This window comes from Acinetobacter sp. 'aerobic (ED)', assembly GCF_904886855.1.
GTDB classification, from domain to species: domain Bacteria; phylum Pseudomonadota; class Gammaproteobacteria; order Pseudomonadales; family Moraxellaceae; genus Acinetobacter; species Acinetobacter courvalinii.
In genome coordinates this window covers 476,669-490,524 of record NZ_CAJHGI010000003.1, presented here as the reverse complement: position 1 = coordinate 490,524, position 13,856 = coordinate 476,669, and the positions used below count along the sequence as shown (strand labels likewise).

3 protein-coding genes and 3 tRNA genes are annotated in these 13,856 nt (G+C 47.4%); 3 read left to right on the top strand and 3 right to left on the bottom strand.

What is annotated here, in order from left to right; genetic code table 11:
• The first annotated feature begins 447 nt into the window (after positions 1-447).
• On the top strand, positions 448-5,730 hold the full coding sequence (locus tag JO943_RS08480) for a beta strand repeat-containing protein (RefSeq protein WP_202740499.1): 5,283 nt from the start codon (positions 448-450) through the stop codon (positions 5,728-5,730).
• Positions 5,731-6,331: 601 nt separating this feature from the next.
• Positions 6,332-10,693 (top strand): beta strand repeat-containing protein, encoded by a 4,362-nt coding sequence (locus JO943_RS18510; protein ID WP_227614436.1) that lies wholly within the window; start codon positions 6,332-6,334, stop codon positions 10,691-10,693.
• Between the two features lie 120 nt (positions 10,694-10,813).
• Here JO943_RS18510 and JO943_RS08470 read toward each other — a convergent pair.
• The 3 genes from JO943_RS08470 to JO943_RS08460 all read right to left on the bottom strand — a co-directional run bounded on the left by JO943_RS08470 (position 10,814) and on the right by JO943_RS08460 (position 11,114).
• Positions 10,814-10,890, bottom strand: a tRNA-Arg gene (locus JO943_RS08470).
• Between the two features lie 46 nt (positions 10,891-10,936).
• Positions 10,937-11,013: transfer RNA gene (locus JO943_RS08465), tRNA-Arg, on the bottom strand.
• A gap of 11 nt (positions 11,014-11,024) precedes the next feature.
• Positions 11,025-11,114: transfer RNA gene (locus JO943_RS08460), tRNA-Ser, on the bottom strand.
• A gap of 260 nt (positions 11,115-11,374) precedes the next feature.
• Between JO943_RS08460 and rnr the strand changes: the two genes are divergently transcribed.
• Positions 11,375-13,813 carry a ribonuclease R gene (gene rnr, locus JO943_RS08455; RefSeq protein ID WP_202740498.1) on the top strand — a complete coding sequence of 813 codons (2,439 nt, stop codon included), beginning with the start codon at positions 11,375-11,377 and terminating at the stop codon, positions 13,811-13,813.
• The last annotated feature ends 43 nt before the right edge of the window (positions 13,814-13,856 follow it).

Sequence of the window (13,856 nt, the reverse complement as noted above, 5' to 3'; positions counted from 1 at the left end):
ACTGGCTATAGATTCAGCGTTTTATTCAGATTAAATCACCACGACTGTGGCAAATCGACCGAACCATGCCAGAAATCAGTCCTACTCCCCGAAATTTCACAACAGGCCAAATCAAATCAGCGCTTGCAAACTATTGGATATAAATTAACGATTAAAATTCAATTAAATAAATAACAGTCTATAAAAGGTACTTCAAACCACTCTGTAATTTTTATAAATAATCTATAATTTCATAATATTAATAGCAATTAAAAATCCAAGTTCCAAAATCAAAATCCAATTCTTTGTTTTATATAATTTTTATAGCTCATTAAAAAATATGATACATACTGCAATATTGACATTAAAGCGTTAATCAACCAATACTAATTGGTATATTATGCGACAGGAGTCACATAATTATTAAGCTAAATAAAACAAAACTCCAATAATTATAGGTATATCGACATGTTATTTAAAAATATTTTATCACCAATTACGGGTATTCTCTCGCTTTCGAGTAGTAATAGCCAAGCAACGGCGCCAGTTCCTGTTAACACCGTATCGACAACAAATCATGTTCAGGTCGAAGATACCACCATCACCAATAATAGTAATGGTTCTGGTGACGGTTTATTCGGCGGTGTACTTACAGGCAATGGTCCTCAAAACTACGGTGTTGGCGTTGGTAATGTCCAAGACCTTAATTTTCCCCTTCCCTTCACCACAGCTTTTCACTCATTAGGAAATTCATTTCCCTGGTCAGCCAATTCTTCATCGATTAATACCGCCACCACCAGCGCTTCGACCCAGGTTCACGATAATGACATCATCAATAATAGCAATACTGGCACAGGTGCCGGAAATGGCAGTGATGGTGGCGTGTTAAGCGGTATCGCCTCTGGCAACGGCGAACATAATTACGGTATCGGTAATGGCAACGGTGACGATGCCAACCTGACAACCCCGGTCACAGTGCCATTCGAGGCCTTGGGCAATTCAGTTGCCGCACTGGGTCAAGGCGGACTGGACTCGGTTAATACCACACCAACTACCTCTAGCGTCAATATTCAGGACAATGACACCACCAATAATAGTAATACGGGTACAGGAGCTGGCAACGGCAACGGTGGCGGCTTGCTCAATGGCGTAGCAGCTGGAAATGGCGAACATAATTACGGTATCGGTAATGGCAACGGCGACGATGCCACAGTCACCATCCCATGGACCACACCCGTTCAAGCGGTGGGCAATTCGATTGCGGGTCTGGGTGGTGGCGATATTGATTCAGTTAATACTGCACCGACCACCTCGAGCACCAATATTCAGGACAATGACAGCATTAATAACAGCAATACCGGCACCGGTGCCGTAGGTAATGGCAGTGGTGGTGGCTGGTTAAACGGCGTAGGCGCTGGTAACGGTGAACAAAACTATGGCATTGGCAATGGTAACGGTGACGATGCCAGTGTCACTACACCCGTCACTGCACCATTTCAGGTACTCGGCAATTCAGTTGCAGGTCTTGGCGGTGGAGATGTGAATTCCGTCAATACCGCACCGACCACATCGACGACTAATCTCCAGGACAATGACACCACCAATAATAGCAACAGTGGTACAGGTACCGGGGGTAGCGGTAATGGACTAGGCGGATTGCTGAATGGTATTAGTGCAGGCAATGATGAACACAATTACGGTATTGGCAATGGCAACGGTGACGATGCCAGCGTAACCGTACCATGGACCACACCTGTGCATGTACTCGGCAATTCCTTTGCAGGTTTGGGTGATGGCGATGTGAACTCAACCAATACCGCTCCTACAACCACGTCCAATATTATTCAGGACAATGACACGACCGATAACAGTAATAGTGGTACAGCTACGGGTGGCGTCGGTAATGGTGTGGGGGGCTTAGGCAATGGCCCTGCTGCGGGGAATGGCGAACAAAACTATGGTATTGGTAACGGTAATGGAGATGATGTCGACATTACGGTGCCTTGGACCACACCTTTAAATGTACTCGGCAATTCTGTTGGCGGTGGTGGCAATAATTCATCAACCAATTCGGCACCGACCACCACACTGAACCATGTTCAGGACAATGACAGCACGGATAATAGCAATAGTGGTACAGGTACCGGCGGCACTGGCAATGGTCTGGGTGGCTTACTCAACGGTATCAGCGCTGGTAATGGTGAACACAACTACGGCATCGGCAATGGTAACGGTGATGACGCAGACTGGACTTCGCCTGTGGTGACTCCGATCAATGCCATGGGAAATAATGTTTCCTGGTTTGGCAGCAATGATCCGACTCATACCGGCAATACCTCGGTCAATAATGGCTCAACCCATACTACCAACATCGTCGAAGACAATGATCATATCGACCATAGTAATAGTGGCGCAGGTGCTGCCGGCAATGGCATCGGAGGTCTACTGAGCGGTATTGGCGCAGGCAATGGTGAGCAAAACTATGGCATCGGTAATGGTAACGGCGATGACGTCGGCATTACCACCCCGATCACGACGCCAATCAATGGCCTAGGCAATGAATTCTCATTCTTTGGGGATGCCAATAACGCATCGCATAACAATGCTTCGACCACCACCACCAATATTGTCCGAGACAATGATACAACGGACAATAGCAACAGCGGTGTTGGCAGTGGTGCAGGCAATGGCATTGGTGGCCTACTCAATGGTGTCGGCGCTGGCAACGGCGAACATAATTACGGTATTGGCAACGGTAATGGTGATGACGTTGGTGTCGTCATGCCAATCACCACCCCTCTCAGCGGCTTGGGCAACTCCTTCTCGGTCTTTGGAGACTCAACCACAAGCTCAGTCAACAATTCATCGACCACAGCCGTCAATCATTATGAAGACAATGACACGACTGACAATAGTAACAGTGGTACCGGCCTGACAGACGATGCTGCTGGCAATGGCGTAGGTGGTTGGGGTAATGGCCCTGCTTCAGGGAATGGTGATCACAACTATGGTATTGGCAATGGGATTGGCAATGATTCAAGTGTGGTTGCACCCATCACAACGCCAATCAGTGGTTCGGGAAATGCCTTCTCAATCTTTGGCAATGCCACCTCAAACTCGGTCAATGACTCATCGACCAAAACCACCAACTACTTCCAGGACAATGACAGCATTAATAATGGCAATAGCAGTAGTGGTGTTGGTGGTACGGCAGGGAATGGTGTCGGTGGTGGTTTATTAAATGGTGTCGGCGCAGGCAACGGTGAACACAACTACGGTATTGGTAACGGGATTGCCGATGATGCCAGTGTGGTGGCACCAATCACTACACCGATCAATGCATCGGGTAATGCCTTCTCAATTTTTGGCAATGCCACTTCAAACTCAGTGAATAACTCCTCAACCACAACCAATAATTACTTCCAGGATAACGACACAACCAATAACAGTAATAGCGGTGGTAACGGTACTGGCAGCGGTTCAGGCAATGGCACAGGAGGCGGATTATTAAATGGTGTTGCCGCAGGTAATGGCGAACACAACTATGGTATTGGTAACGGGATTGCCGATGATGCCAGTGTAGTGATCCCGATTACGACACCGATCAATGCATCGGGTAATGCCTTCTCGATCTTTGGTCATGCAACAGCCAATTCAACCAATAACTCCTCGACCACAACCAATAACTACGTTCAGGACAATGATTCAACAGACAATAGTAATAGTGGCAGTAATGGCGTAGGCGGTGGTTCAGGCGGGCTGCTTGGCTTAGGTGGTTTACTCAACGGGGTTGCAGCAGGCAATGGTGAACATAACTATGGTATCGGTAATGGGATTGCAGATGATGCCAGCATCGTCGCCCCGATTGCCATTCCGATTAACCTGTCAGGTAATGCAATCTCCCTATTTGGTAGTGCAACGGCCAATTCTCACAATAATTCATCCACCACAACCAACAATCATGTTCAGGACAATGACAGCACCAACAATGGTAACGGCACTGGCAATGGTGGCAGTGGTAATGACTCAGGCGGCTTACTCGGCGGTATTGGCGCAGGCAATGGTGAGCATAATTATGGTATTGGCAATGGGATTGGTGATGATGCCAGTATCGTGACACCGATTACGATTCCAATTAACTTCTCAGGCAATGCCATCTCGGTACTCGACCTCAGCGGTTTAAATGGTGATGGTGAATTTAATCCACTAAGCCCAGTGACCAACATTATTCATATTGTAGCGGGTGATGGCGAAGGCGGTACAGGACTACTCGGTACCGTGACAGGTGTTGTGGGCGGAGTCACAGGTGGTCTTGGTGGTGAAGGCGGTCCTTTAGGCGCAATCACAGGCATCATTGGTGGCATTACTGGCGGTATCGGTGGTGGTGAAGGCGGTCCTTTAGGCTCGATCACTGACATTATCGGTGGTATTACGGGTGGCATCGGTGGTGGTGAAGGTGGTCCTTTAGGCGCAATCACAGGCATCATCGGCGGTATTACGGGCGGTATCGGCGGCGGTGAAGGTGGGCCTCTTGGCGCGATCACTGACATCATCGGTAGTATTACCGGTGGTATCGGCGGTGGTGAAGGCGGTCCTTTAGGTGCAATCACTGGAATCATCGGCGGTATTACGGGCGGTGACCTAGGCAACAATCCTGTCACTGGCGTAATCCAGTCGGGCATTGATGTACTGCAAGGCGTTGAAAGCCTGAAAACAGATATTATCAACACCGGTATTAGCACGGTCGGCGGTGCAATTGGCAGCGTACTTCCGGGTGTTCATCCTGTTACGGATCTGACCAATCTTGGTACCCTCACCTTTGAAACTTCTCGCGATACCGTAAACGGCACACTTGAAGCCATTTCTGATCTGGCAGGTGCTGATATCGGTGGTGCTGCCGGTTCACTTACTGGTGTGGTGGGTACATTGATCAACAACGGTTCAACCGCTTCCGGTCTGGTTCAACATGCAGTTGGTGACCTGACTGATGTCGGCGGCCTGCTTGGTGGTATTACCGGTGGTATCAGTGGTGGTGAAGGTGGTCCTCTAGGCGCAATCACAGGCATAATTGGTGGTATCACAGGCGGTATCGGTGGTGGTGAAGGCGATCCTTTAGGCGCAATCACAGGCATCATTAGTGGTATCACAGGCGGTATCGGTGGTGGTGAAGGCGGTCCTCTAGGCTCAATCACTGACATCATTGGCGGCATTACGGGTGGCATCGGTGGTGGTGAAGGCGGTCCTCTAGGTTCGATCACTGACATCATCGGTGGCATTACGGGTGGTATCGGTGGTGGTGAAGGCGGTCCTTTAGGTTCGATCACTGACATCATCGGTGGCATTACTGGCGGTATCGGTGGCGGTGAAGGCGGTCCTTTAGGTTCGATCACTGACATCATCGGTGGCATTACGGGTGGCATCGGCGGCGGTGATGTGATTTCCGGAGTCGCTCAACCTATTCAAATTGTGGTTGGTAGTGGTAGCTTAACGCTCGATCTTCTGCAAGACAGTCTGGGTAGACTATCAAATGGCAATCTATTCGATGGCATTAGCAACCTTGTTCATGTCAATAATGAAGATGGTAGTGTGGATAATATCTTAACTGCGATTACAGGAACCGTTTCATCAAGTTCAGGCATTGCTGTAGGTGAACCAAATCCAAATGGTGGCGCTTTAACAGATCTCATCTCCATCACTTCACCATTATCAGGTTTAACCGATCATCTATTCGGTTCCGTTCATCACTTTTAATCTCTAAATTGTAGAAAAGCTGCTGGGATCAGTGGCTTTTCTCTTCCTCTGGAATCATCATTTGAATGTGATTAAGCAACGATATAAGTGTTGATTAATAAGTTTTTTTTAACAACGCGACATAACCCTATAAGTAGGCAACATTTTTACTGGATCTTTATTTTAAAACAGAGTGATGTAATATTTGTAAGTAATTAATAATTATATGTTTTGTTAAAAATCTCAAACTAGAAATATTTAATTTCAAATGAGTTACAAATTTTATAAACTTCTGGCCATTTGTCTAAGTAAAAAGCAATTTTTTAAAGAAAAATCATTTTAATTGCCTGATATATTTGATTATATTTCATCCTATAATGTTTATAATAATTTTTAGAATAAAATACATATGTAGATTTAATAGAATGTTTTTCTGAATAAAATAAATATAATTCAGTAACTTAAACTCAAATTTAACAATCCGATTCAATCACGTTACAGATTGACAAAAGAATTGCCACATATAACACTAAAAGCGATTAATGTGACTTTAATCACAAAATAATCATAGCACGCTAATAATTACTTAGAACAACACAACTTTAAGAATATAGGTATCATTATGCTTTTTAAAAGTCTTCTATCACCCATTAAAAGCATTACTTCGAGTCTCGTCGATAGTAATAGCTCAACATCACATGTTGGCGGTTCACTCCTCGCTCCCCTGTCTCTCTCTAGCATTACCAATATCGTTTCAACCAATACACTCACCAATACGGTTAGCAGTATTACTGGCGGAGCAGCCAACAATCCTCTCGGGGCAGTGACAAATATTCTTGGTGGTGTGACAGGCGGAACAAGCGGTAGTCCACTTGATTCGGTCACACATATTATTGGAGGAGTTACAGGCGGTGCTACGGGCAATCCGCTAGGCGCGGTAACAAATATCATCGGTGGCATTACCGGTGGAACCGATGGTGGTCCATTAGGCGCCGTTACAAATATTGTTGGCGGTATCACAGGGGGAGCTGGTGGAAATCCACTAGGCGCTGTAACAGGCATTATCGGTGGTATTACAGGCGGTACGGAAGGCGGCCCGCTTGGCGCGGTCACGAATATCATTGGTGGGATTACTGGCGGTGACCTTGGTCATAATCCGGTCACAGGCGTAATTCAGTCTGGTATTGATGTACTCCAAGGCCTTGAGAGCTTAAAAACAGAAGTGATCAATACCGGTATTGATACAGTTGCAGGTACGATTATTGGGGCAGTTCATCAATCCGAGCATCCGATTGGCGATCTTGCAGATTTAGGAACACTTACTTTTGAAACCTCTCGCGATACTGTAAACGGTACGCTTGAAGCCATTTCTGATTTAGCCGGTGCTGATATTGGTGGTGCCGCCGGTTCGCTTACAGGTGTAGTGGGTACACTGATCAACAACGGTTCTACTGCTTCTGGTCTGGTTCAACATATTGCTGGTGATTTGACCAATGCTGGTGGAATCATTGGCGGTGGTGAAGGCGGTCCTCTGGGCGCAATCACAGGCATTATCGGTGGCATTACTGGCGGTATCGGTGGCGGTGACGGCGGTCCTTTAGGCGCAATCACAGGCATCATTGGTGGTATTACAGGTGGCATTGGCGGCGGTGAAGGCGGTCCGTTAGGTTCTATCACAGGCATTATCGGTGGCATTACTGGTGGTATCGGTGGTGGTGACGGCGGTCCTTTAGGCTCGATCACTGACATTATCGGCGGTATTACGGGCGGTATTGGTGGTGGTGACGGCGGTCCTTTAGGTGCAATTACAGGCATTATCGGTGGTATTACGGGTGGTGACCTAGGCAACAATCCTGTTACAGGCGTAATTCAAACTGGTATTGATGTACTGCAAGGCGTTGAAAGCCTGAAAACAGATATTATCAACACCGGTATTAGCACGGTCGGCGGTGCAATTGGTAGCGTACTTCCAGGTGTTCATCCTGTTACAGATCTGACCAATCTGGGTACCCTCACCTTTGAAACTTCTCGCGATACCGTAAACGGCACACTTGAAGCCATTTCTGATCTGGCAGGTGCTGATATTGGTGGCGCTGCTGGTTCGCTTACAGGTGTGGTGGGTACATTGATCAATAATGGTTCAACCGCTTCTGGTCTGGTTCAACATGCAGTTGGTGACCTGACTGATGTCGGTGGCCTGCTTGGTGGCATTACTGGCGGTATCGGTAGTGGTGAAGGCGGTCCTTTAGGCTCAATCACTAACATCATCGGTGGCATTACCGGTGGTATTGGCGGCGGTGAAGGTGGGCCTTTAGGTGCTATCACAGGCATCATCGGCGGTATTACCGGTGGTATCGGTGGTGGTGAAGGCGGTCCTTTAGGCTCAATCACTGACATCATCGGTGGAATTACGGGTGGCATCGGTGGTGGCGAAGGTGGGCCTCTTGGTGCGATCACTGGAATTATCGGTGGTATCACAGGCGGTGACCTAGGCAACAATCCGGTTACAGGCGTAATTCAAACTGGTATTGATGTACTGCAAGGCGTTGAAAGCCTGAAAACAGATATTATCAACACCGGTATTAGCACGGTCGGTGGTGCAATTGGTAGCGTACTTCCGGGCGTTCATCCAGTGACTGACCTGACCAATCTGGGTACCCTCACCTTTGAAACTTCTCGCGATACTGTAAACGGCACACTTGAAGCCATTTCTGATCTGGCAGGTGCTGATATTGGTGGTGCTGCGGGTTCTCTTACTGGCGTTGTCGGTACACTGATTACGAATGGTTCGACGGCTTCTGGTCTGATTCAACATGCAGTCGGTGACCTGACTGATGTCGGTGGCCTGCTTGGTGGTATTACCGGTGGTATCGGTGGCGGTGAAGGCGGTCCTTTAGGCGCAATCACAGGCATAATTGGTGGTATCACAGGCGGTATCGGTGGTGGTGAAGGCGGTCCTTTAGGTTCAATCACTGACATCATCGGTGGAATCACTGGCGGTATCGGTGGCGGTGAAGGCGGTCCTTTAGGTTCGATTACTGACATTATCGGTGGCATTACGGGTGGTATCGGTGGTGGCGAAGGCGGCCCTCTAGGTTCAATCACTGACATTATCGGTGGTATTACTGGCGGTATCGGTGGCGGTGAAGGCGGTCCTCTAGGCTCAATCACTGACATCATTGGCGGCATTACGGGTGGCATCGGTGGTGGCGAAGGTGGGCCTCTTGGTGCGATCACTGGAATCATTGGTAGTATCACAGGCGGTGACCTAGGCAACAATCCTGTCACTGGTGTAATCCAGTCGGGCATTGATGTACTGCAAGGCGTTGAAAGCCTGAAAACAGATATTATCAACACCGGTATTAGCACGGTCGGCGGTGCAATTGGCAGCGTGCTTCCAGGTGTTCATCCAGTGACGGACCTGACCAATCTGGGTACCCTCACCTTTGAAACTTCTCGTGATACCGTAAACGGCACACTTGAAGCCATTTCTGATTTGGCAGGTGCTGATATTGGTGGTGCTGCGGGTTCTCTTACTGGCGTTGTCGGTACACTGATTACCAATAGTTCAACGGCTTCTGGTCTGGTTCAACATGCAGTCGGTGACCTGACTGATGTCGGTGGCCTGCTTGGTGGTATTACTGGTGGTATCGGTGGCGGTGAAGGCGGTCCTTTAGGCGCAATCACAGGCATAATTGGTGGTATCACAGGCGGTATCGGTGGTGGTGAAGGCGATCCTTTAGGCGCAATCACAGGCATCATTAGTGGTATCACAGGCGGTATCGGTGGTGGTGAAGGCGGTCCTCTAGGCTCAATCACTGACATCATTGGCGGCATTACGGGTGGCATCGGTGGTGGCGAAGGTGGGCCTCTTGGTGCGATCACTGGAATCATTGGTGGTATCACAGGCGGTGACCTAGGCAACAATCCTGTCACTGGCGTAATCCAGTCGGGCATTGATGTACTGCAAGGCGTTGAAAGCCTGAAAACAGATATTATCAACACCGGTATTAGCACGGTCGGCGGTGCAATTGGTAGCGTGCTTCCAGGTGTTCATCCAGTGACGGACCTGACCAATCTGGGTACCCTCACCTTTGAAACTTCTCGTGATACCGTAAACGGCACACTTGAAGCCATTTCTGATTTGGCAGGTGCTGATATTGTTGGCGCTGCCGGTTCGCTTACTGGCGTTGTCGGCACACTGATTACCAATGGTTCAACCGCTTCTGGTCTGGTGCAACATGCAGTCGGTGACCTGACTGATGTCGGTGGCCTGCTTGGTGGCATCACGGGTGGTATCGGTGGTGGTGAAGGCGGTCCTCTGGGCGCAATCACGGGCATTATCGGTGGCATTACTGGCGGTATCGGTGGTGGTGAAGGCGGTCCTTTAGGTTCAATCACTGACATTATCGGTGGTATTACGGGTGGTATCGGCGGTGGTGACGGCGGTCCTTTAGGCTCAATCACTGATATCATCGGTGGCATTACTGGCGGTATCGGTGGTGGTGAAGGCGGTCCTCTAGGCTCAATCACTGACATCATCGGCGGTATTACAGGTGGTATTGGCGGTGGTGAAGGCGGTCCTCTAGGTTCAATCACTGACATTATCGGTGGCATTACTGGCGGTATCAGCGGCGGTGTAAATAGCGGAGATATTATTTCTGGTATTGCTCAACCGATTCAGACCGTAATCAGTAATGGAAATGTGACGATTGATAGCTTACAAGACCATGTCAGCACACTGTTCAGTGACGGTTCATTTGACGGTATTAATAACCTCATCAGTGTAAGTGCTGGCAATGGTGATTATAATATTGATGGAAGTATCGATGGCATCTTGGATGCATTGACGGGTACTGTATCTTCAGGCATTGCTGTTGGCGAACCAAATCCAAATAGTGGTGCTTTAACAGATCTTGTTTCACTGCAATCTCCACTCAACAATCTTACAGATCACCTCTTCAGCTCTGTAAATCACTTCTAAATAGATCAAATAAAAAAGCCGCTGATCAGCGGCTTTTTTATATTTCTAATATTTACGATCTACGATCCGTAAAATTCAGGCATAAAAAAACCGCAATCAAGCGGTTTCTTCACTTTAAGTTGGTGCGCTCAGAGAGATTCGAACTCCCGACCCCTTAGTTCGTAGCCAAGTGCTCTATCCAGCTGAGCTATGAGCGCATTACTTATCTGCCTATTCAGGCGTGTGTTACTTTAAATCTTTACTTGGTGCGCTCAGAGAGATTCGAACTCCCGACCCCTTAGTTCGTAGCCAAGTGCTCTATCCAGCTGAGCTATGAGCGCCTTAAGTAAAGTGGCGGTGAGAGAGGGATTCGAACCCTCGATACAGTTACCCGTATGCATCCTTAGCAGGGATGTGGTTTCAGCCACTCACCCATCTCACCGTAACACGAGCGCAATAATACAAACTAAAACCACATTACACAAGGGATGTTCCTATTTTTTTCCACTATTTCAGCTCAATCAAATACTTTTTAATCAATTTTCGTATTTTTTCAGCATTTTTTAGTTCTACGCTTGTTAATATAGCGTTATCTCCTTTATTTGGATCGGGCCAATAAACAGAATCTTGCAATCTTTGACGTGCAGTTAGAGTTTGAATGACTTATGCTAAACCGATCTGCCAGATGTGAAATGAAACGATATGACTAAAAATTGGGCCGATCCCGAAGCAAAAGCAGAAGCGCAACGTTACGATAATCCTATTCCTAGCCGAACTCTTATTTTAACTACATTAGAACAATTAAAAGCTGCCCAGTCTCATGCAGAGCTGGTTGACCACTTCAATATCCCCGATCAGAAAAGTATTGATGCATTAAATCATCGTTTAAGTGCGATGGTACGTGATGGGCAATTGATGAAGGATGGGTTCAAATACCAGCCTGCAACCGATTTACCGAGCCATGAAGCCACGGTCTATATCAATAGTAAAGGTTTGGGGACTGCCAACATTGCAGGTCAGGATGATGTGCTCCTGCCTGAACGCGAATTACGTCTGGTCTTTAATGGCGATCGCGTTAAAGTCCGCCAGACCTCCGTTGACCGTAAAGGTAAAGCTTGGGGCTTTATTACCGAAGTGGTACAGCGCCGGGTTAAACAGATTATTGGTAAAGTGGCTGAGCATGAAGGTGAGTATTTTATTCAACCGGGCAATCCCAATCAGCATCAACCGATTACCTTAGAGAAAGAATTGATTGAACATGCCAATGCCAAAGTGGGCGATATGCTACGCGTGGCTATTGATGACTACCCGACCCGTGAAGAACTGGCGACCGGGCATGTGGTGCAGTCGATGGCGGATAAAGCCGATACAGAAATCATTATTCCGCAGACCATTCTAGAATTTGGTTTGCCTTATGAATTTCCAGAAGCTGTGATTAAGGAAGCAGAAAGCTTTAAAGAACCTTCTGAACAGGATCGTAAAGGTCGTGTTGATTTACGCGATTTACCCCTCGTGACGATCGATGGTGAAGATGCACGCGACTTTGATGATGCAGTATTTGCAGAAAAACGTGCAGGTGGTGGTTATCGTGTGGTGGTCGCGATTGCCGATGTGAGCCATTATGTCCGCTTAGATTCACCTTTAAATGAAGAAGCTGAAGAGCGTGGGACCTCGGTTTATTTCCCGCACTTCGTATTACCGATGCTGCCTGAAGCCTTATCCAATGGTCTATGCTCTTTAAATCCGCATGTAGACCGTCTGTGTATGGTCTGTGATTTAAAGCTGTCACGTGCAGGTAAAGTGACAGGTTATGAGTTCTACCCTGCGGTGATGCATTCCAAGGCACGGTTGACCTATACCCAAGTCGGTCAATATTTTGAAGGTGCCACAGATGCCATCCCGGCAGATAAAACCATTCATAAATCATTAAACACTTTATTCCAGCTTTACCAAACGCTGAAAGAGTTACGTGCCAAACGTCATGCAATGGAGTTTGAAACCATTGAAACCTACATGACCTTTGATGAGCTAGGCGGAATCAAGGAAATCTTGCCACGTACCCGTAATGATGCGCATAAACTGATTGAAGAATGTATGTTGCTGGCCAACGTTGCCGCAGCAGAGTATTCATTAGAGCATGATATTCCGATGTTGTATCGTGTGCATGAAGCACCAGAGTTCTCCCGTATTCAAAAAGTGCGTGATTTCGTCAAATTACTAGGCTTACCGTTCCCTGAACAGCCAACTCAGGCCGACTACCAAGCCGTGATTGAAGCGACCAAAGATCGTCTGGATGCACCAAGTATTCATGCAGTACTGTTACGTTCAATGATGCAAGCCTATTATGGTGCTAACAATGCGGGACATTACGGTCTGGCTTATGAAGCCTATACGCATTTCACTTCGCCAATTCGCCGATATCCGGATTTATTGTTACACCGTGCGATTAAGGCTTATCTTGATAAGAAACCTTACCCGCTTTCAGGTGCAGCATTAGATGATGCAGGTGAGCATTTCTCACAAACTGAACGTCGTGCCGATGAAGCCTCACGCAGCGTCACCACCTGGTTGAAATGTCATTATATGCAACAGCATTTGGGCGACGAGTTTGTCGGTGTGATTAGTGCAGTAACCGAATTCGGCCTGTTCGTCACCCTCAAAGACCTGTATGTGGATGGCATGATTCATGTGAGTCAGCTCGGTGAAGACTTCTTCCTGTATGATCAGGCCAGCCAAAGCCTCATCGGTCAGAATCGTGGCCAATCATTTAGCCTTGGTGATGAAGTCAAGATTCAAGTGGCCGGCGTAAATCTGGAAGAACGTAAAATTGACTTCCAGTTGGTTCAGCAATTAACCCATCTCGGTCGTGTAATTCGCCAGAAAGCACCTCGCACTGCGAATCCTTCTAGCTCGAATCGTGCATCAACAACGGAAGAAGTATTTGGCAAAGCACCTTCATCGACGAAAGCTAAAGTCAGTGAAAACGGCGAAAAGCCTGTACGCAAGAAAAAAGATAAGAATAAACCAAGTTCTTATAGTAAAAAGCCAGCTAAGAAGGCTTCAGCTAAACCTGATACGAAAGAGAAGGCCAAAAAGAAAGTGAAAAAGAAAAAGTCGAATGCGAAAGCAAAGGCTGAGTAATTTATAATGGCTTTAGGGTTAAAACCTTAAAGCCATTCACTTT

Bases quoted from the DNA above. Each gene is read 5' to 3' on its own strand.
- JO943_RS08480 (WP_202740499.1), top strand. From the start codon at position 448: ATGTTATTTAAAAATATTTTATCACCAATTACGGGTATTCTCTCGCTT.
- JO943_RS18510 (WP_227614436.1), top strand. From the start codon at position 6,332: ATGCTTTTTAAAAGTCTTCTATCACCCATTAAAAGCATTACTTCGAGT.
- rnr (WP_202740498.1), top strand. From the start codon at position 11,375: ATGACTAAAAATTGGGCCGATCCCGAAGCAAAAGCAGAAGCGCAACGT.